The sequence below is a fragment of the Pseudomonas sp. P108 genome (assembly GCF_032613195.1).
GTDB lineage: Bacteria > Pseudomonadota > Gammaproteobacteria > Pseudomonadales > Pseudomonadaceae > Aquipseudomonas.
This window is the reverse complement of the sequence record NZ_CP126691.1, coordinates 1660521-1680740: the sequence shown is the minus strand read 5'-3', so window position 1 is coordinate 1680740 and position 20220 is coordinate 1660521. Positions and strand designations below refer to the sequence as shown.

The 20220-nt window shown below is 58.7% G+C and carries 23 protein-coding genes; 10 read left to right on the top strand and 13 right to left on the bottom strand.

From position 1 onward, the window contains the following. The first annotated feature begins 160 nt into the window (after positions 1-160). Positions 161-634 (top strand): cyclic nucleotide-binding domain-containing protein, encoded by a 474-nt coding sequence (locus QOM10_RS07435; RefSeq protein ID WP_316917810.1) that lies wholly within the window; start codon positions 161-163, stop codon positions 632-634. Here QOM10_RS07435 and QOM10_RS07430 read toward each other — a convergent pair. Then, positions 631-915: a hypothetical protein gene (locus QOM10_RS07430; protein ID WP_316917809.1), complete on the bottom strand. Its 285-nt coding sequence runs from the start codon at positions 913-915 to the stop codon at positions 631-633. The two genes, QOM10_RS07435 and QOM10_RS07430, sit on opposite strands and share 4 nt — an antisense overlap. Before the next feature lie 80 nt (positions 916-995). On the opposite strand from QOM10_RS07430, the gene QOM10_RS07425 reads away from it, so the two are divergent. The 4 genes from QOM10_RS07425 to QOM10_RS07410 all read left to right on the top strand — a co-directional run bounded on the left by QOM10_RS07425 (position 996) and on the right by QOM10_RS07410 (position 3224). Then, complete coding sequence (locus QOM10_RS07425) at positions 996-1682, top strand: spermidine synthase (RefSeq protein WP_007911335.1); 687 nt, start codon at positions 996-998, stop codon at positions 1680-1682. Between the two features lie 48 nt (positions 1683-1730). After that, positions 1731-2102 carry a YajD family HNH nuclease gene (locus QOM10_RS07420; protein WP_007911336.1) on the top strand — a complete coding sequence of 124 codons (372 nt, stop codon included), beginning with the start codon at positions 1731-1733 and terminating at the stop codon, positions 2100-2102. Between the two features lie 192 nt (positions 2103-2294). Further along, positions 2295-2765 carry an RNA methyltransferase gene (locus QOM10_RS07415; RefSeq protein WP_007911337.1) on the top strand — a complete coding sequence of 157 codons (471 nt, stop codon included), beginning with the start codon at positions 2295-2297 and terminating at the stop codon, positions 2763-2765. 81 nt (positions 2766-2846) lie between these two features. After that, a complete protein-coding gene (locus tag QOM10_RS07410; RefSeq protein WP_127926211.1) occupies positions 2847-3224 on the top strand; it encodes a DUF2892 domain-containing protein in 378 nt (125 codons plus the stop codon). Between the two features lie 103 nt (positions 3225-3327). Here QOM10_RS07410 and QOM10_RS07405 read toward each other — a convergent pair whose 3' ends face one another. After that, positions 3328-4557 (bottom strand): hypothetical protein, encoded by a 1230-nt coding sequence (locus QOM10_RS07405; RefSeq protein ID WP_316917808.1) that lies wholly within the window; start codon positions 4555-4557, stop codon positions 3328-3330. A gap of 35 nt (positions 4558-4592) precedes the next feature. Continuing rightward, positions 4593-5042, bottom strand: coding sequence for a YcgN family cysteine cluster protein (locus QOM10_RS07400; RefSeq protein WP_122608869.1), 450 nt, complete (start codon positions 5040-5042; stop codon positions 4593-4595). A gap of 280 nt (positions 5043-5322) precedes the next feature. Between QOM10_RS07400 and QOM10_RS07395 the strand changes: the two genes are divergently transcribed. After that, positions 5323-5916, top strand: a complete 594-nt coding sequence (locus QOM10_RS07395) for a nitroreductase family protein (protein WP_116028869.1) — start codon at positions 5323-5325, stop codon at positions 5914-5916. A 131-nt stretch (positions 5917-6047) separates the two neighbouring features. On the opposite strand, the gene QOM10_RS07390 is transcribed toward QOM10_RS07395, so the two are convergent. From QOM10_RS07390 to QOM10_RS07375, 4 genes are all read right to left on the bottom strand, one after another. Continuing rightward, on the bottom strand, positions 6048-6980 hold the full coding sequence (locus QOM10_RS07390; protein ID WP_127926209.1) for a D-2-hydroxyacid dehydrogenase: 933 nt from the start codon (positions 6978-6980) through the stop codon (positions 6048-6050). Positions 6981-7084: 104 nt separating this feature from the next. After that, complete coding sequence (locus QOM10_RS07385; RefSeq protein WP_007911350.1) at positions 7085-7378, bottom strand: YcgL domain-containing protein; 294 nt, start codon at positions 7376-7378, stop codon at positions 7085-7087. After that, positions 7375-8508: a ribonuclease D gene (gene rnd / locus QOM10_RS07380; protein WP_077571546.1), complete on the bottom strand. Its 1134-nt coding sequence runs from the start codon at positions 8506-8508 to the stop codon at positions 7375-7377. Before rnd ends, QOM10_RS07385 begins: the two co-directional genes overlap by 4 nt. 163 nt (positions 8509-8671) lie before the next feature. Beyond that, positions 8672-10321, bottom strand: a complete 1650-nt coding sequence (locus tag QOM10_RS07375) for a phosphoethanolamine--lipid A transferase (protein WP_316917807.1) — start codon at positions 10319-10321, stop codon at positions 8672-8674. Positions 10322-10735: 414 nt separating this feature from the next. Here QOM10_RS07375 and QOM10_RS07370 point away from each other — a divergent pair, with 414 nt between their 5' ends. After that, the gene (locus tag QOM10_RS07370) at positions 10736-11923 is read left to right on the top strand and encodes a cyanate transporter (RefSeq protein ID WP_160038678.1); all 1188 of its coding nucleotides are present in this window, start codon (positions 10736-10738) and stop codon (positions 11921-11923) included. A 182-nt stretch (positions 11924-12105) separates the two neighbouring features. Further along, entirely contained in the window at positions 12106-13041 is a 936-nt protein-coding gene (locus tag QOM10_RS07365; protein WP_127926206.1) for a LysR family transcriptional regulator, read from the top strand. A 3-nt stretch (positions 13042-13044) separates the two neighbouring features. Here QOM10_RS07365 and QOM10_RS07360 read toward each other — a convergent pair whose 3' ends face one another. From QOM10_RS07360 to QOM10_RS07335, 6 genes are all read right to left on the bottom strand, one after another. Beyond that, positions 13045-13410 carry a 5-carboxymethyl-2-hydroxymuconate Delta-isomerase gene (locus QOM10_RS07360; protein ID WP_127926205.1) on the bottom strand — a complete coding sequence of 122 codons (366 nt, stop codon included), beginning with the start codon at positions 13408-13410 and terminating at the stop codon, positions 13045-13047. Positions 13411-13575: 165 nt separating this feature from the next. After that, positions 13576-14496: a LysR substrate-binding domain-containing protein gene (locus tag QOM10_RS07355; protein WP_007911372.1), complete on the bottom strand. Its 921-nt coding sequence runs from the start codon at positions 14494-14496 to the stop codon at positions 13576-13578. 73 nt (positions 14497-14569) lie between these two features. After that, entirely contained in the window at positions 14570-16666 is a 2097-nt protein-coding gene (locus QOM10_RS07350; protein WP_160038676.1) for a DUF6311 domain-containing protein, read from the bottom strand. Beyond that, a complete protein-coding gene (locus QOM10_RS07345) occupies positions 16663-17049 on the bottom strand; it encodes a GtrA family protein (protein ID WP_127926203.1) in 387 nt (128 codons plus the stop codon). Before QOM10_RS07345 ends, QOM10_RS07350 begins: the two co-directional genes overlap by 4 nt. Then, positions 17046-17756, bottom strand: a complete 711-nt coding sequence (locus tag QOM10_RS07340; protein ID WP_127926202.1) for a class I SAM-dependent methyltransferase — start codon at positions 17754-17756, stop codon at positions 17046-17048. The genes QOM10_RS07345 and QOM10_RS07340 overlap by 4 nt, the downstream gene beginning before the upstream one ends. 3 nt (positions 17757-17759) lie before the next feature. Then, positions 17760-18725: a glycosyltransferase family 2 protein gene (locus QOM10_RS07335; protein ID WP_316917806.1), complete on the bottom strand. Its 966-nt coding sequence runs from the start codon at positions 18723-18725 to the stop codon at positions 17760-17762. A gap of 278 nt (positions 18726-19003) precedes the next feature. On the opposite strand from QOM10_RS07335, the gene QOM10_RS07330 reads away from it, so the two are divergent. Then, positions 19004-19195, top strand: a complete 192-nt coding sequence (locus QOM10_RS07330; RefSeq protein ID WP_016984684.1) for a YegP family protein — start codon at positions 19004-19006, stop codon at positions 19193-19195. Positions 19196-19429: 234 nt separating this feature from the next. Then, entirely contained in the window at positions 19430-20191 is a 762-nt protein-coding gene (locus QOM10_RS07325) for a hypothetical protein (RefSeq protein WP_160038672.1), read from the top strand. Positions 20192-20220: the final 29 nt, after the last annotated feature.

The following is a 20220-nucleotide window of genomic DNA, read 5'->3' as shown; positions in this document are numbered from 1 at the left end:
GGCCGATACCCCCAAGATCCCCTGTAGGAGTGAGCCTGCTCGCGATAGCGGTATGTCAGTTAAAGATGATTTGAATGACCGACCGCTATCGCGAGCAGGCTCACTCCTACAAGGGATCGTGTGAAGCCTGAAACAGTGAAAACAAAAAGACCGTGACGACATGTCAGAACCGACCTTCCTGAACAACGAAATCCGCGACTGGCTGATGGACTGCGGCCTGTTTGATCAATTGCAGCTGGCCGACTTTGCAGCCGCTTCCGGCTACTTCAGCATCAGCACCGTGGCTGAGGGCGAGGCGATTTTCCGTGAGGGCGATGCCGGCAGCTTCATGTGCATCCTCCACACTGGCCAGGTCTCCGTGCAGAAAACCGGGCCCGACGGTCAGGTCATCACCATGGCCACCTTGCGCAGCGGCCGCGCGTTCGGCGAGATGGCCGTGCTCGACGGTGAACGCCGCTCGGCCACCTGCGTCGCCGCGACTAACTGCCAGCTATTGAACCTCGGCAAGGATTCGCTGGAAAAAATGCTCAACGACGCGCCGAAGATCGCCGCGAAGATCATCCGCGCCCTCGCCGTCTCCCTGTCGAAACGACTGCGCATGGCCGACGGCCAACTGGCGGCGCAACAGGTTTAACCGCCGGGGGATTTTGCCTTGGTGCCGGTCGGTTCAATGCCCGGCACCGGTTGATCCTTGCTCGGCGGGCTGGGCATTTCGATCGGCACCAGCGGCGGGCTGCCACTGCCGGCACCCGACTTGGGAATGTTGATCGGCGTGATCTGCGGGTACGGCGTCGGCGTCGCGGTGCCGGGCGAACCGGGTTGCGGCGCCGGGCTGACCGGAATGGTCTGCTGCGCCTGCACTGCAGTAATCGAGAGCGCGGCCAGGGCAATGACCGTTAGAATGGTGCGCTTCATCAAGGGCTCCGTTTGGCCTCTAGTCTGCGCTCAGGCTACTCCCAACGGGCCTGCTTGCCTTCCCCCCTGTAGAGATTTCCATGAAACGTTTCGTTCTGCTCGACACCACCCCGATCCCTGAAAGCGGCGGTGCCCTGTGCCTGTTCGAATATGGCGAGGATTTCGTCATCAAGATCCAGGGCGGCGACGGCGGGCAACTGATGAACACGCGCATGCACGGTTCCGAAGATGCACTGGCCGAAATTCCTTGCCGCAAGGTCGCTGGCCGGCCGGATTCACGGGTGCTGATCGGCGGTCTGGGCATGGGCTTTACTCTCGCCTCGGCGCTCAAGCATCTGGGCAAGACTGCCGAAGTGGTAGTCGCTGAACTCGTGCCCGGCGTGGTCGAGTGGAACCGTGGCCCGCTCGGCGAGAAGTCCGGCCGGCCGCTGCTCGATCCGCGCACGGTGATCCGTCAGGAAGATGTGGCCAAGGTCCTGCAAAGTGAGCCGAACGGTTTCGACGCGATCATGCTCGATGTCGATAACGGCCCCGAAGGCCTGACCCAGAAGGCCAACAGCTGGCTGTACTCCGCCGCTGGTCTGAATGCCTGCGCCAAAGCCCTGCGCCCGAAGGGTGTGCTGGCGGTTTGGTCGGCCAGCGCCGACCGGCTGTTTTCCGACAAATTGAAGAAGGCCGGCTTCAAGGCCGAAGAAGTCCAGGTCTTCGCCCACGGCAACAAGGGCACGCGGCACACAATCTGGATTGCCGAGAAGCTCAAGGGCTGAGCTAAACTCTGCTCATAACCGTCATTAGTCTTTTACAAAGGTGAACCCATGAGTTCGTCCACCCCAACCAACACGTCGAAGCTGGATCGCATCCTTGCCGATAACCAGCGCGACAAGGAAATGGGCTACCGCGACAAAGCCCTGAAGATGTACCCGCACGTCTGTGGCCGCTGCACCCGTGAGTTTTCCGGCAAGCGCCTGAGCGAACTGACCGTGCACCACCGCGACCACAACCACGACAACAACCCGCAGGACGGCTCGAACTGGGAATTGTTGTGCCTGTATTGCCACGACAACGAACACTCGCGCTATACCGATCAGCAGTATTTCAGCGAAGGCTCGCTGAGCACGCCGAAGATTGCCAAGGCGACTCATAACCCGTTTGCCGCACTGGCCGGGTTGATGAAAAAAGAAGACTGATGATCTTCAGCGCCTGAACTGGCCCCTTCGCGAGCAGGCTCGCTCCCACATTTGATCGGTGGTGTACACAAAATCAATGTGGGAGCGAGCCTGCTCGCGAAGGCGGCCGGCCAGACACCACAAATCTCGAATCTGCCCGCCCTCCCCCAATCCCCGTATAATCGCGCTCTTTTTCCCGAAGGCACCTCGCTCGTGGCAGACAAACGGTACAGCTGCATTGGTTTGTATAACCCCAAATCACCGGAGAACGTCGGTTCGGTGATGCGCGCCGCAGGCTGCTATGGCGTGGCGTCGGTGTTCTACACCGGCAAGCGTTATGAACGCGCCGCCGACTTCGTCACCGACACCAAGCGCGTGCACTACGACATCCCGCTGATCGGCATCGACGATCTGAAAAAGATCCTTCCGCTCAACTGCGTGCCGGTCGCCGTGGAACTGGTCGAGGGCGCCCGCCCGCTGCCGGAATACACTCACCCGGATCGCGCCCTGTACATCTTTGGCCCCGAAGACGGTTCGCTGGATAAAGAGATTCGCGATTGGTGCGAAGACGTCGTGTACATCCCGACCACCGGCTGCATGAACCTCGCCGCGACAGTCAACGTCGTGCTCTACGACCGCATGGCCAAGGGCTTGAACACCCGCTCCGGGCCAAAATTCCGCTGAAGCGCCGCACATTCGATGGAACGAGCTGACCGCTCCGGCAGTCAGCTTGTTTATCGATTACTCATTGCCTGGAGAAAGATCATGACCGAGCTCAAACGTGTCGAACGCATCGAATCCACCCCGTTCCAGAGCCATTCCGAGCAGAACGTCGAAGGCTGGGAGCGCATCGGCTCACTCGCCGGCGGCGTGATCATGGTCGGTAAAGGCCTGCGCCGTGGCGGCGTGTTCGGGTTGATTCAGGTGGCGATTGGCGGCGTGGCCATGGCGCGCGGGATTACCGGGCACAGTTCGGTGAAAAGCCTGTTCGAGAAGAGTCGTCAGGACATGAATAACGTGCGGGCGAAGATCGAAAGGGCCGGGGAAGAGCTAAGCAAGCTCAAGGCCAATGCCGAGGCGGCGACCAGCACCGCCACGGTGACCGGCAATGATTCGGTGAAATCGCCGAAAGCCGGGGTCTGATCCAAGAGTTGCGGTGGGGCTAATGGCCCCTTCGCGAGCAGGCTCGCTCCCACAGTTTGAAATGCATTCCCCTGTGGGAGCGAGCCTGCTCGCGAAAGCGGTATTACTGAAGCAACGCGGTATCAAGGACTTTGGAGGACTCACCGAGAACGCTCTCAGCCAGTTGCACAAACTCCTTGGTACTCACCGTCCCCAGATGCATCGCCCCACGCAACACGTCATCCAGCGAACGCTTGTTGCGCGTCTTCAAGCGAATCTCGCGATCCAGCTCCTGCAGCACCACCACCGCTTTCGCCACCTGCGCCGGGCTGATCTGCTCGCCGCGCAAGGTCGTGACCTTCTGGCTGTCCCTGGCCAGTTTCGTCTGTAGCGTTTGATACCGCTCATCACTCATGCCACCGGCACGGCGCACCAGTTCAATGGCGTAATACTCGGCAAAACCTTCGCTGATCCAGTCGCTGCGCTGCTCGTCGTTGATCCGCCCGAACACCTGCGCCAGCTCACGCACCAGCGCACTGCTACCGCTTTCGCTGACCAGCGGCAAGCGCGTGTTCACGTAAATGGATTCATGCGCACCGAGGCTGCCGCGCCACATCGGGTCGTTGGCGCCGACGATCAACAGTTTGGCCGGATGGCGAGGATAAACCGCCTGTACCTGCGGCCAGACGAACGTCAGCAAGGTCAGCACGTCCATACGGCGCATGCCCTGCCCTTGCGGCGAGGCTACGGTGACTTCGGTTTCGCCCAGCCGTGTGCGGCGGCTGCCGAGGTGTCCGGCGAGCATCCAGCCCGTCGGGCGGTCAAACAGGCGTGACGGGTTATCGATGCGGAATTTGTTTTTGCCGACGCGCGGCCAAGCGGTTTCGACGCTTTTCCAGCCTCCTGGTAGTTCGAATTGCAGACGCGCGACCAGTTCGGTGCCGTCCTGCTGATCAAGTTTCGCCGGCGGCACCAGTTCGTCGCCACGCATCAGTGCCCAGTTCGGGGTCATGCGCGTGTCGAAGCTGCCGTTCTTGCGGCCGTGGCTGATGCGCACGCGGTAGGTCAGGCTGGACTTGTCACTGGTCGGGCGCCAGATGCCACGTGCGTTTTTGCCCGGGGTCAGCAGCCATTGGCCGTCGGCCTTGAAATCAGAGTAATGGCTGCCATCGCCAAGGTCGAAATCCAGGCTGCGCACCGCCTCGCCTTTGGCCAGGGTCAGACGCACTTCGGCCTGATCACTCTGCGGCAACAGGCGCACGTGATAATCCAGATCGACTTTCTTCGCCGCCCAGACCGGCGCGCTCAACGCCAGCAGCGCAACCATCAACGCCTGCGGCAATCCGACAGCCATACGCACTCCTTGGTAAAGCTTGGAACAGCAGGTGTTTAACCTGCGCGGAAAATCAGGTGATCTTCCCAGTCATCCTCCGGCACGCTGCCTTCGGCGAGCATGCGCCCGGACTGGGAAATCCGCTCGTGGTGCACCGCGTCGCGATCGCCGCAGACCAGGTGGTGCCACAACGGCAGATCCTTGCCTTCGCTGACCAGTCGATACCCGCAGGTCGGCGGCAGCCATTTGAATTCTTCGGCCTGGCCCGGGGTGAGCTGGATGCAATCCGGGACAAACTTGAGGCGGTTCGGGTAATCGCTGCACTGGCAGGTTTTCAGATCCAGCAGTTTGCAGGCGATGCGCGTGTAATAAACGCTGTTGTCCTCTTCATCCTCGAGTTTTTGCAGGCAGCACAGACCACAGCCGTCGCACAGCGATTCCCATTCCTCGTGATCCAGTTGGTCGAGGGTTTTGCGTATCCAGAACGGTTCGACTTTGGCGGCCATGGCTCAAGCATCAACATCAGGTGGTGAAAAGGCCGCCAGTCTAGTGCCCAAGGCCCGGCGGGCCAAGCGCTGGCGACTGCCGGTTGTGCGGGACTTGTCAGTTTTTGTGGCGGCGCGTAGCTTTGCCTGTCGTCACGAGCCTTGTCCGGAAGCCATTAACGCTCGACCGCGTTGCATTCCGGTGAACTGTCATGGCTCGCCAAACCCCATTGTTCAGCGCACCTGATCCCGCCGGGTTTGCAATCGAATCTCTTACTCAAACGTAGCCAGGAATCTCTCGATGAGTGCCAACCCTCGCGTTGCCGATTACGCCATTCACCCGCAATTCACCGACCGCTGGTCGCCGCGCGCCTTCACCGGTGAAGCGATCCCGGAAGAAACCCTGCTGAGCTTCTTCGAAGCCGCGCGCTGGGCGCCTTCGGCGTACAACTCGCAGCCGTGGCGTTTCCTGTATGCGCGTCGCGATACGCCGAACTGGGAGCGTTATCTGGGCCTGTTGAATGAGTTCAACCGTAGCTGGGCGCAGCATGCGTCGGCGCTGGTGATCGTGATTTCGAAAACCACGTTTACTGCACCGGGTGCGACGGAAGAAACCCCGGCGTTGTGGCACACGTTCGACACCGGTTCGGCGTGGGGCCATCTGGCGCTGCAAGCAAGCATCAGCGGCTGGCACACCCACGGCATGGCCGGTTTCGATCAGGAACTGACGCGCAAGGAGTTGAATATTCCTGAAGGTTACGCGCTGCACGCGGCCGTGGCGGTCGGCAAACTCGGTGACAAGGCAACGCTGGCTGAATACCTGCAAGCCCGTGAAGAGCCGAGCCCGCGTCGTCCGCTGAACGAACTGGCGGCGGAAGGCGACTTCACCCTCTAAGCCACACGCAAATGATCGTTCCCACGCTCCGCGTGGGAATGACTCAAGGGACGCTCCGCGTTCCAATGGGACGCAGAGCGTCCCCGGCTGCATTCCCACGCGGAGCGTGGGAACGATCTGAAGCAAGGAGATCAATATCCGCGGTTGAAATCCACTTCCCCGCGCAACGCTTCGCTCGCCTGATACGCCTTCAGGTTCTCGACAAACAGCTGCACCATCAACGCCGGTGACGTCGGTGCCGAGCTGTGCCCGGTCAGCAGCAAACCCCAGGCAGTCCAGAACGGATGCCGTTGCGGCAATGGCTCCTGACGGCAAACGTCGATCACCGCCCCCGCCAGATGCCCTTCCTTCAATGCTTCCACCAAGTCCGCATCGACTACCGCGACCCCGCGCCCGGCATTGATAAACAACCCGGTCGGCTTGAATTGCTTGAACAGCGCCGCGTCGTAGATATCGTGGGTGTGCTCGGTGTTCGGCAGCAGGTTGACCACGTAATCCACCTCGCCCACCAGACGCGGCAGATCGGCCATCGAACCGACTTCGACAAACGGCGCCTGCTCACGGGCGCTGCTGGCGATGCCGTACAACTCGATGCCGAATGGCAGCAGGAATTGCGCCACGCTCTGGCCGATGTCGCCAGTGCCGACGATCAGCACCTTGCGCCCGACCAGACTCTGGCCGCTGCGGTTGTCCCACTTGCGCTCGACCTGGCTGACCAGTCGCGCCAACACTTCGCGCTCATGGCCAAGAATGTAAGTCAGCACGTATTCAGCCATCACCTGACCAAAAATACCCACCGCGCGGGTCAAGCGATAATCGCGACGCAAGCCATCGGCAAGCAGCGGCGTGATGCCGGCCCAGGTCGATTGCAGCCATTGCGGTTGATGGCCCTGACGCAACAGGGTCGCCAGCAGATCCGGCTGGCCCAGCCACACCGGGCAATCGGCGGCCTGACGGGCCAGCTCGGCGGAGTCGCCACTGGTCAGTACTTCAAGCTCCGGCGCTGCCTGACGCAGCAGCCGGGCGTAAATCGCGTGGTCGTGTTCAGCAATCAGAACGCGCATCTTCAAACCTTTCGCAAACCGTGCAGACGGCCGCCGGATTCGGGCGACCATCGCGGTAAAAACAGTTCCTGGGTAAACCGAGACTCAGAACAGAGCCTCGCAGATCAGACCGGATCGTTGCGTCGCAGCAACTCTTCGGGCAGATGCTCGATGTACTCGTCCTCGGCTGGCGGCATTTGCAGGTGATAGCCCTGCTTGTCGAGGTTTTCCAGGACCACGACGATGTCCTCGCTGGCCAGTTTGCGCTCGGGCGACAGCACCAGATCGAAGGAATGCTTCGGCTTGCCGAACGCCAGCATCAGCGCTTCCGGCACACGCTCAAGCGCATCGCTCTTGAGCACATAAAGGTACATGCCGCTGCGCTTGGAGCTTTGGTAGATGGAACAAATACGTTTCAAGGCTGTTCTCCGGCGGTGGCCAGGCTGTCGAGCAGCTTCTGACCCATGAGTTCGCGGCGCCAGCCACGCAGCGACTCAGGCAATTGGTAAGGACCCTCGGGGTAGCCACTTTTGACCAGGGCTTCGAGGGTTTTCTTGCGCAGCATCAGTTCCGGGGCAATGCCCAGACGCTCGGCCTCAGCCTGGCCCAATGCGCGCAGTTGTTTGATCAACGCAGCCGCTTCGATCGGCAATGGCTCCGCAACGGCGGGCGGCCATTGATCAGGCCCCACACTGCCAGAGCGCTTGATCAGATCAAGCAGAAACTGGCCGTCCTGACGCACGGTACGCGGGTGCATGTCTTCGATCTTGCCCAGCGCCGCGAGGTTATCCGGCTGCGTGCGGGCCAGCGGCCATAGCGAATGCTCGCGGACGATGCGGTTGCGCGGCAGATCGCGGGCACGGGCTTCTTTTTCACGCCAGGCGCACAGCTCACGCAGTACCGCCAGTTGTGCGCGCGAAAGTTTCCACGCCAGCTTGGCCTCGCGGTAGACCTCGTACGGATCGGTTTCGCGGCGCAGGTTGGCAACCAGTTCGGCGCCGTCCTCCAGCACCCATGCGAATTTGTCGTCGGACAGTTTCGGCCGCAGCTGTACGAAAACCTCGGCCAGATGCACCGCATCTTCGGCGGCGTAGCTGATTTGCGTGTCGGACAACGGACGCTGCAACCAGTCGGAGCGAGTCTCGCCCTTCGGCAGTTCGATGCCGAGCACTTCCTGCACCAGCCGCGAATAGCCCATCGAGAAACCGAGGTTCAGGTAAGCCGCGGCCAGTTGCGTGTCGAACATTGGCGCCGGCAGGCTGCCGGTCAGGCGCAACAGCACTTCGAGGTCTTCGCTGCAGGCATGCAGGACTTTGAGCACTGCCGGGTTTTCCAGCAGAGCGGCCAGCGGTTGCCAGGCGTTGATGGTCAGCGGATCGATCAGGTAGGCGCGTTTGCCGTCGCCCACCTGCAGCAGGCCGGCAATCGGGTAGAAGGTGTCGACCCGCATGAATTCGGTGTCGAGGGCAACGAACGGCAGCTGCTGCCACTCGGCGCAAAACTGCGCGAGGCTTTCGTTGTCGCGAATCCAGTGAATATCGATGGCCACACGGCTCTCCCTTGAAGAATGGCGCGCAGTATATATCGCCACCGGCGATTTACGCGCCTGTGAAGGGCAAGAGCTGTAACGAAATGTCCTGCCAAAGAGCAAGAATAGTCTGACAGAGAAAACAGACAGGCCCGTCAGGTCAGGATGACCGGCCCGAATCGGCTCAGTCCTTGGCCAACACGCCGTCGATCACCGCGCCACGGCAACCGGCGAACATGTCCAGATCCGGCTGATAGACCTTGCTCTTGACCTCGAGCAGGCCAAGCATCGAGTGGAACAGGTTGTCCTGACTCAGCGGTTTGTCGCGGCTCATCTGCAGGCAATGGGTGTCGACCGAATAGGCCTTCTGATAGTTGTCGGAGAACCACGCGAGCATGGCGACATGCTTTTGTTGCTCTGGCGCCAACATGTAAGGCGTGCCATGCAGGAACAGGTTGTATTCGCCCAGTGACTCGCCGTGGTCCGACAGATACAGCATCGCGGTGTCGACTTTGTCCTGATTGCTGCGCAATACATCGATCAGGCTCGATAGCACATGGTCGGTGTACACCAGCGTGTTGTCGTAACCGTTGACGATACTTTCGCGGCTGCAATTGTTCAGCGCGTTACTTTCACAAACAGGTGTGAAGTGCTCGTATTCCTTCGGATAACGCTTGAAGTATTCCGGACCGTGACTGCCCATCTGGTGCAGGACCAGCACCGTGTCTTTGTCCAGATGATCGATAAAGCTTTGCAAACCTTGCAGGAGGATTTCGTCACGGCACTCGCTGTTGGCGCACAGCGCCGGATCTTTCAGGTTGCTGACATCCTGCAAGGTGACCCGATCACAGGTGCCTTTGCAGCCTGACTGGTTGTCGCGCCAGATCACGTCGATACCCGCACGTTTGAGCACGTCGAGCAGACCTTCTTCATTTTTCGCCTTGCTCGCGTCGTAATCCTTGCGACCCATGTTGGAGAACATGCACGGCACAGAAACGGCGGTTTCTGTGCCGCAGGAGTGCACATTGGTAAAGGCGATCAACCCGGCTTCCTTGTCGAGTGTCGGTGTGGTGTCGCGGTCATAACCGAGTATGCCGAAGTTCTCCGCCCGGGCGCTTTCGCCCACCACTAACACGGTCAGGGATTTACGCGGCTGAAGCTTCACATCCGGATTGCGCTCAGCGTCTTCACCGATCTTGACGAACGGTTGCTGTGCCGAAACCACTTGCTCACGCAGGTAGCCGGCCGACGCACCGATGTAATTACTCGGCACCAACATCAGGCGAATTTCGTGATGGTTGCGAAACAGTGAAGACAAGCCCTGATAGTTGGCCAGGGCCACGCCGCCAATTACTGCTACCGAGGCGACACTGACAATAACTTTACTGAACAACTCACGGTGCCAGCGACGATAATTAATCGGTAACTTCCACAATATCCAGGAGGGCAAGACACCGAGCAACAGAATATATGCAAACAACTTCAATGAGAGTAGATCACGCACTTCCGTTGCATTGGTTTCGGCAAAGTTGCGAAACATGCCGGCATCGATCATAACGCCATATTGACTCATGAAGTAAGCCACCCCGGCGCTGATCAGGAATATCAGCATCAACAGTGGTTTGAGCAACGGGCGGAATGCCAGAACCGTCAGCACGATGTTGAATGCCGCGAGGATCATCACCCCGAACGCCACGCGCATGGCGATGCCCTTGCCATCAGCGGCAGTGATCTCGAAGAGGTGCTGCCAGAGGACAACATTGCAGCCAATTAAAAGAAAGGCACTGGCAATCAACGTCACCCATTCCGGGCGCACGGCTTTTAACTTCAACATAGAAAGGGGCGATCCTGAAAAGAAGATCCTTGGTCAAGGAGAGAAAATTCAATTGTGAAAATTTCATTAACTAAGGCATGACAAACTTTAAGCAGGCAACCATCAATTTTTTGTGAAAAAGACGCCAACGAATAGTTGGCTTTTGGTGATGTGATGAAACTTGCGAAGTATTTGAGAATGGTTCAGCTTTTATTCAGTAAAAACAACACGGCAGTCCATTGTGGGAGCGAGTCTGCTCGCGAAGAGGCCGGAACATTCAACATTTGCGGTGACAGACAATCCGCTTTCGCGAGCAGGCTCGCTCCCACCAAAAGTGGCGGGGTATCGAGTTTTTAAATACTGCTCAGGATTTTCTGGTTTGCCCGGACTAGACAGCTCTGCGCCTAATCATCCGCCCCGCCCAAAGGTCTGATGATGGAAAACGTTCGCGCCACCGCTCGCCCCGCCGCCTGGTTGATGCTCGCCATCATTCTCGTAGCCCTCAATCTGCGTCCGTCGATGGCGGCAGTCGGTCCGTTACTGTCGGCCATTCGCGGTGACATCCCGCTGAGTTTCACTGTCGCTTCACTGCTGACCATGCTGCCGGTGATGGCCATGGGGCTGGCGATGTTTTTCGGCATTGGCATCAGTCAACGGCTGGGTGAGCAACGGACGGTATTGCTGTCCTTGCTGATCATCGGCCTGGCGACATTGTCACGACTGTTTATCGACTCTGCCGCCCAACTGATTGCAAGCGCCGTGCTGGCCGGCATCGGCATAGCACTGATTCAGGCGTTGATGCCGGCGCTGATCAAATCGCGCTTCGCCGACAACGTCGCTCTGTGCATGGGTTTGTACGTCACCTCGATCATGGGCGGCGCTGCACTTGCCGCGTCGCTCGCGCCGCTGGTGATGGTGCAAACCGGGAGCTGGCGCAGTGGTCTGGCCTTCTGGGCGATTCTGGCTTTGCTCGCGTTTGTGTTCTGGTGGTTCCAGCGCCGCCAGCAACCCTCCACGGAGATGGCGACAGCCAGAAAGGATTCGTTCTTCGCCAATTCCCGCGCCTGGTTACTGGCGATCTTCTTTGGTTTGGGTACGGCGTCCTACACCTGTGTGCTCGCCTGGCTCGCCCCTTACTACGTGGAAAAAGGCTGGAGCGAACAAAACGCCGGGCTGCTGTTAGGTTTTCTGACAGCCCTGGAGGTGATTTCCGGCCTGGTGGTTCCCGCTATCGCCAATCGCCACCGTGATCGGCGCGCGGTTCTGATGGCGCTGCTGACGCTGATCATCGCCGGGTTTTGCGGCTTGATCCTCAGCCCGCAACATCTCAGCCTGCTGTGGCCCTGCCTGTTGGGGCTGGGCATTGGCGGTTTGTTTCCGATGAGCCTGATCGTCTCGCTCGATCACCTCGACAACCCGCAACGTGCCGGAGCGCTGGCTGCTTTCGTGCAGGGCATTGGTTACTTGATCGCCGGCCTCTCGCCGCTGTTGGCCGGAATGATCCGCGATCGACTCGGCAGCTTCGAATGGGCCTGGTGGTCGCTGATGGCAGTGATGGGTTTGATGATGCTGATGGTGTGGCGTTTCGATCCTCGGCATTACCTGCGGCACTTTCGGGGATAAAGCTAAAGGCCTCTGGCCATCTTTCCGCGCTTTGATCGGCGACGTCGTGTTACTAAAACTTTCTGTCCCACAACTGACCGTGAAACGTCCTACAGGGCTTTGTCCTGGCACCATCGTTCCGTTAGGATCATTCGCACACGTTTGCGCGGATTCAGCGCAAGGAGCACAGCGAGACAGAACGGATGCTGAACAGTAACTTGCTACGCAAGCTCGACATGCAGGACCTCATGGTATTTCTCGCCGTTTATGAGCAAAGCAGCGTCACCGATGTGTCGGAAACCCTGTTCGTCAGCCAGTCCACCGTCAGTTACTGTCTGAAAAAACTGCGCACCAGTTTCGAAGACGAACTGTTCATCAACACCCGTACCGGCATGCGTCCGACCTACAAGGCCAGCAGCATGTACGGCCATGTGCAGAAGATCCTCGAAAGCATCAACCTGTGCCACGCCGGCGCCCCCACGTTCGACCCGACCCAACAGGCCGTCACGTTCAACATCTGCGCCCCGGAATACTTCGAACAGTTGATTCTGCCGCGCCTGTTGAAGCGTTTCGACTTCGACGATCTGCCGGTGATGGTCAACATGCACAAGTTTGAAACCGATGTGCCGGCGGATGAGTTGCGCGATGGCAGCCTCGATCTGGTGATCAGTTTCGGCCCCAACTTCCACCGTCATCACACCGACCTGAAATCACGGATGCTGCTGGAGGATGATCTGGTCTGCGTCTTCGACAAGCGCGCCACGCCACTGGAACCGCGCCTGAGCCTGCAAGCCTTCACCGAACGCCGGCACGTGTTCCCGACACCGTGGACGTCAACCACCAACATGGTCGACGGCTGGCTGGCGCGGCAGGCGCAGAAGCGCCAGATCGTCGCGCGCTCGAACAGCTACAGCGCCGCGCTGAAAATGATCACCGGGACAGATTTCATCCTCACCCTGCCCCGCCGTATTCAGCGTTTGCTGACCAATGAAGCGGTGTTCAATCACTGTGAAGCGCCGAACGGCTTGCCCGGTTTTACCCTCGACATGCAGTGGTGCCAGAGCGTTGATCAGGACAGCGCCAATCTGTGGTTGCGCGAGCAGGTGGTCAATGTGTGCAACGAGCTCGAAGCGGCCTGAATCCTACGCGCCAATCGCGGTTTTGCTGTAGGACTCGCGATCCATATCGACCAGCTCGACACACAGCTGCACTTCGACGCCGGCCGGCCATTCGCACAGGTCCTGCAAGACCGCCAACAGGCTTTCTGACAACTGCTTCTTGATCTGCGGCGAACGCCCGCTGAGCAGCGCCAGCTTCACATAGACGAAGGCGCGCTCGGCCATGGCGGTGCCGACCTTGAACGTCTCGACTTTAATCGCACGACTTTTGATATCGAACTCCGCCGCGAACTGACCGGACCCCACCAGGGTGTTGTTGAGCCGGATCAATGCGACGTCGGCGTTCAGCTGCGGCAGGTTGGCGGTGTATTCCATGTGCAGGTGTGGCATTGCAGGTCCCCGGTGGGTTGGCAGAAAGGTCGTACATATAGCACATGCAGCTCATCACCAATCCCTGTAGGAGCTGTCGAGTGAAACGAGGCTGCGATCTTTTGATCTTGAGATTTGAAGATCAAAAGATCGCAGCGTGCCGCAGCTCCTACACGGTGTTATGGCTCAGGATGGAGTCAGTGGTCGTTCGCTCATGAATTGCTCCAGCCTTGAGCGCAGCCAACGCTCGGCCGGGTCGCTGTCCACATGGCTGAGCCAGACCATCGACAGATCCAGCGTCGGTGTTTTGAATGGAAACGGTTCCTTGAACAGTAACCCGGAGGTGGCCATGGCCGCTGCGGTGTAATCCGGCAGACTGGCGATCAGATCAGTACCGGCCAGCAGCGCTGGTAAAGCACTGTATTGCGGCACCGACAGTACCACTTGGCGCGTGCGCCCCAGCTCCGCCAGCCACTCATCGGCAAAACCACTGACGTTGGCCGTGTGCGAAACCAGTACATGCGGGCGGGCGCAATATTCATCCAGCGTCAGCGGTGTATCGCTGGCGTCGGCGCGCAGAATGCTCGGCTGGATATGCCGCAGCAATTTGCGCTTGGCATTGGCCGGCAGACCACGGGTCTGACTGATGCCGACCGTGATGTCGCCCGCCGCCAGCAGATCGGGAATGCGCCAGTAATCAACGTGTTGCACGACAAACACCACGTTCGGCGCTTCCTGACGCAGCGCACGCAACAGTGGCGGCAGCAGGCCGAATTCGACGTCATCGGACAGGCCGATGCGGAAAGTCATGGTGCTGACGGCCGGATCAAAATCGCGGGTCAGGCTCAGCGCGACCGACAGTGAATCCAGCGCCGGCTTGAGATGGCGAAAAATATCTTCGGCGCGGGCGGTCGGCTCCATGCGATGACCGACGCGGATGAACAGCGGATCGTTAAGCATCGTGCGCAAGCGGTTAAGCGCCGAACTGATGGTCGGCTGGCCGAGAAACAGTTTCTCGGCGGCCCGGGTCACGTTGCGTTCGAGCATCAAGGTCTCGAACACCACCATCAGATTGATGTCGGCTTTGCGTAGTTCATTGCGGTTCATCCATTGCCCCCTGCCCCCCGGAATACCGGCAGTGTAGAAAGGCGCAGGCCCCGGCGTCCATCGCCACAGTGCGTCAGTTCACCGTCAAGTGCTTCAAGCCCAGGCCCATGACCCGTGAATCGTCGTTCAATCCCATTTGTTCCGGGCTGATGGCGTCGGGTAATTGCAGCTCGATCGTCAGGCGATCGTTGTCCGCCAACTGCTGGCGGATCGTCGCAGGGATCGGGATTTCCAGATGATTATCCTGAAGTTGCGTCAGCCGCGTGGTCAGCACCTGCTCACCGTTCAAACTGACGATCACTCGCTGCGCCGGGTGTTGCGGGTAAACGAAAGCCAAGGCATCGAGGACGATCGAGCGCGCCTCGGGTGTCAGCCGCAAGTCAATCTGCGCCCGCTGCCCCGCCGACCATGTCCCCCAGCTTTCCGGAGTCGACCAGCCGCTGGTGAGCTGCCGGGTGGTGTGGTTGAACGTCATGACCTGACCGGGGCGCGACAGCGCCAGCCATGACATTCGCCGGCCTTCATCCGGCATGCTCAAGCATTGCGAACAGCGCTTCCAGCCCGGCGCCAGCACCACCAGGCCATCCACTCTGGTCAGCAGATCGGTTTCACTGTCGACGTTTTTCGCGGCGTCGACCAATACGGAATCGTCAAGGATGTACAGCGAGTCAGTGTCGTATTGCCCCGACTCAAGCATGCGCTGTGTTTTTTGCCGAGCCTGCTCCAGCGCTTTCGAACTCATCCGCCCCATATAAACAGCGTCGGTTTTCATGCCATGAGTGGCGGCAAAAGTGGCGATATCCTGCCAGCGTTCAGACTGATTCTGCGGCATCAGGCTGCGGATTTTCGGGTAATGCGCCGCTGCATTTGCCCAGAACGGATCACGCATCGGCGTTGCCCATTCGGCGGACGGTGCGAGCATTTTGCTTTGCCGCAGCCCCATCCAGCCATTACGTGTGTCGACGATCTGAATCGCCAGCGCCAACGCCAGCAGAGCAATGACCGTACGCGGACGGAAACCGCGTACCAACAGAAAAATCACCAGCAGGGTAAGCACATACAACACCGGCCAGAACATCCGGCCCGAGGCGCGAAAAACATTGGCCAGGCCGATCGCAATTTTCGGCAATGGATAGCTGAACGTCTGTGCACCGAAGCCGATCTGATTCGATAACGCGAACACCCACAGCGCGATCAACGCCGCCAGCAACCATGGCCGCGCACGCAACTGGATCTGCAACGGCTGGCGGTTTCTCAGCCAGGCGATAATCGCTACAGGCACCAGCAACAACACCCCCAACCCCAGGTAGTTGAAGCCCTCGTAATCGCCACTGGCCTTTGGCAGATTCGGCAAAATCAACGACCAGCCTGCCGGATCGAATGGCGACAGCAGATTCATCCGGTATAAACCGAAACCGCCGGACTTTACGCCATCGGCAATGGCGAAGTAACCCGTCTGCCAGCAACACAGGCTCACCACGGCGAACAGCAACATGCCTTCTAGCAGGCTCTGACGCCGAGTCAATTGTTGGCTGAAGGTCTTGCCGAGCAGATCAGCGACCCAGATCAACGCAACCATTGCGAGCAGGTACGCATGCACCATCGCCGTCACAGCCAACAACGTGCCCCAGGCCAGGCGCCGTCGATGCAGCTTCGGCAACAACGCCAGGTACAACGCGGCAAGAATCAGAAAATGCCCGGCCAGTGAAAGGTGGCCGCCCATGCGCAGAAACATTGGCGGCGAAAACACCAGTAATCCTGTTCCCAACAGCCGTACCAGCGGATTCGTTGTTATCAGCCCCAGCAGCTTCCAGGCAAACCAGGCTTGCAGAACGAAACACGCCAACAGCCACAGACCGAAGTACTGGAAGGTCGCCGGCAACCAGGCATTGAACGGTTTGAACAGCAGCGCCAGCAGCGGATTGGAGTCGGAAAAAATGATCGAGCTGCCCAATTCCAGACCATAGAACGGGTTGAGCCCGAGCGGAAAGGTCCACGGGGAATGCCGGAAATACGCCCACCCCAGATAATGCGTCGCCGGGTCGCCCTGCTCCAGCCAGGCAATATTTTGCGGATCCAGCGCTTGTGGCCCGATCACGCAGAAGAACGCCAACACGCCGAGCAACAAGGGCAAAACGCCCAACGCCGGATGCTTTGCTGAATCCTTCATCGATACGTCCAGAAATTGTGCAAGACAAAGGTGAATGCCGGAATCGTCAGCGCTACCGCGACGATGCCCAGCAAGTAAGGCAACCCGGCAATCTGCGCCGCCCAGGCAACGAACATCGCGAGGAAAAAACCACCCGTGGAAACCAGCAGAAAGCGCCGCAGCGTTCGCCCGTGCAGACGGGCAGAAAAACTCCAGGTGGTGTTGATTACGTAGGACACCACCGTTGCCACCGCAAACGCCACACCATTGGCAAGCGGCGGTTGCGCGGCGATGAAGTTGATGAACAGCACCGCCACCAACGCATGCAGCGCGGTGACGAACAGACCGGTCACGGCGAAGCGCAAACCGCGCTGAATCAGCGCTGATTTTTCGCCTGAAGTCACGGCTTTTGCGCCAACACAAAAACACTCAAACCGGCGAGACGGTTCATGCCCATCAACGGCAATTCAAGGCTGCACAAGGTCTTGAGCACGCCGTTCACCAACGGATGATGGCGTTTGAGTTGCGAACGCGCCGGCTGGGTTTGGGCGCTTTGCGGCAACAATCGCAACGCCGCCGCAATCGGGAACACCGCACCGAAATAATAGGCACCGCGCTGCACCGTCAAACCGGCATCGCGCGCCAGTGTCTCGAACTGCGCCAGGGTGTAGCGCCGTTTGTGTTCAAGAAAGTCATCGTGGCCGCTCCACAGAAACTGGAATGCCGGCACCGTCATCAGGAAGCGACTGCCCGATGGCACTTTATCGACATACATCTTGAGCAAGCCGAGGTCGTCATCGACATGCTCCAGCACGTCCATCAACAGCACCAGATCGGCATCGATGGTTTCAATTGCGCGACGGTAATGCACCGGTTTGCCGGCGGTGGTCGCGCTGGAGTCGGCGGGATAACTGATATCCACGCACCACGCTTCGCGGGCATCGGTATGCGTCAGCAAATGATGGGAGAAAAATCCCGAGCCAGCGCCGACATCGAGTATTCGACTGATGCGGGCATCGCCCAGCATTCGCCTGGTGGCTGCGGCTTTCGAGCAGTAATACCAATGCTCGCCGATGCTGTCGCCGAGGATGTCGGTTTCCTTGAGATCCATGTGTCAGTCCTTGGGGTCGTAGACGCGACGCACCAGAAAAACCGGCCGGCGTTTGGATTCGATATAGGTGCGACCCAGGTACTCGCCGAGCACCCCGATGCCGATCAATTGCAGTCCGCCGAGAAAGGTCACGGCCACCATCAGCGAGGCATAACCGGGCAAGTCGACACCATGAATCAAGGTGCGCACGACAATGAAAATGGCGAAGGCAAAAGACACCAGCGACACCAGAGCGCCTACGTATGTCCAGACTCGCAGCGGCTCGGTACTGAAACTGGTGATGCCCTCCAGCGCGAAATTCCACAGCCGCCAGCCATTGAACTTGCTCTGCCCCGCTGCGCGCTCCGGGCGCTCGTAATCGATGTGGGTAGTACGAAAGCCGACCCAGGCGAACAGGCCTTTCATGAAGCGCCGGGATTCGGGCAGCGTCAGCAAGGCATCGACCACGCAGCGATCCATCAGGCGAAAATCGCCGACGTTTTCGGGTAAAGGCTGTTCGGCAATTTTGTTGTGCAGGCGGTAGAACCAGTGAGCCGAGGTCTGCTTGGCCCAGGTGTCGCTGCGACGGCTGATGCGGTGACCGAGCACCACTTCAAAGCCTTCACGCCAGCGCTCGATCATTTGCAGAATGACTTCCGGAGGATCCTGCAGGTCAGCATCGATCGGCACCACGATCTGCCCGGTCGCGATCTGCAGACCGGCGGATAGCGCCGCCTCTTTGCCGAAGTTGCGGCTCAGGTCGACGATACGCAGACGCGCATCCTGATGCTGATGTTCGAGCAGGCGTTCGAGCGTGGCATCGGTACTGCCGTCGTTGACGAACACCAGTTCAAGATCGATTGACGCCTGCATCTGAAAGACGTAATTGATGCGCCGCAGAAAGGTGTCGAGGCTGTCCTCTTCGTTAAATACGGGGACTACCAGCGATAACGTCACCTGCCCCGCCTGTTGCGTTCCGTGCTCAGTCAAAGGAGTGCTCTTTTTATAGTGTTTGTCGGTCGCCGAACGATATTCGACGCCATGAGCCGTCCCGTATTAAGCAGCAGCGTCGACAACGTTGCAAGGAGCAGACGGCGTCATATTGGCCAATCCAGAGGCCTATCCACACGCTCTAGCCCGCGCCCTTCAGAAACATCCGCGAACGATTGGAAACAAATGTCCGATAGCCAAAAAAACCTTCTGCGCTAGGCTTGCGAGCATGCGCCACACAGGCTGTCGCACAAAATCAATCGCATGGAGCGAACTGAATGTATTTCGAGATTTACAGGCAATCCAGAGGCACCCCGAGCACCGGCAAAGGACAATGGCGCTGGCGGCTGAGGGCGGGTAACCACGAGACCATCGCCAGTGGCGAGTCGTACGTGAATAAAGCGGATTGTTTGCATGTGATCGGGTTGATCAAGGCTGTGCAGGGGGAGACGCCGGTGAAGGAGATTTAAGAAATGAACGTGCTGCCTATTGATATAGGCAGCATCCAGAGTCGTAAATTCTCTGAAACCCGTCCCCTCAGACCTGTACGCAAGCAACATACGGCTTTACCCTGATCGTCGCAGATGGATAATGGCAATCTGCCACAATTCGCCAGTCCCTCACACCAGGGATTTTCATCTCATCGGCCCGACATTCACCCTCATGGATACATGATCAGGCTACGAAACAAGGAGTTCGTAACTTTGACCTCTTCTCAGGATTTATCCGCGCCCATTTCCCGGACACAGAAGCTGACCTCCCTGATAACGCGAGGCATGGCCGGACTTGGTGTCCTGCTAGGCGCCATGTGGGCACTGATCACTTACGCAGTGCCAGACCCTAGCGTATTTGGCTTTAGTTTCATCAGTTGGAAGAACGTGGTCTTGCTGGTCAGCACATTTATGTTTCTCGGTGCAGTTTCGATCGGATGGCAAATTCGACATTTCACGCCCTTTCTTAGAGGCAGCCTGCAATTCCTCATCATCGCAGGCATGTCATTCGGCTTTTTTATCCTGGGTACGGAGTACGCCAAACCCTCATTCGAATTTGCAAAACTCCAGGCAAAAATCGTCGAGAACGAGGGGAGCAATCTGCTCGGCAAGCGGTTGGAAGTCTTGGACAACGTACGTATTGAGTTGGATGGCTGCGAAAATATCGGTCGATTGCCTACGTGCACATTCGAACTGACCAATCTGAATGTGGATCGCAGTTTCCGTTTCGATGAAAGCACACGCCTTTTCGATGAATCAGGCGGGCCGCTGAAATTTGAATCGATTCGAGTAGGCCAAGTGGAAGATCGGTCTTGGCTAAGATTCCAACTTATCCGCAACGTCCCGACGCGCGTCACTCTGAATTTTCAGCAAAGCAACAGCAAGCTGAGCAAAACGCCCGCAATCAAGCTTGTATTCAATGATTTGAATGATGAAATTCTCACCCTCAAATTCAGCGAGATTGACATGCGCTGATGCTGGCGCAGCTAACATCATCATATCGC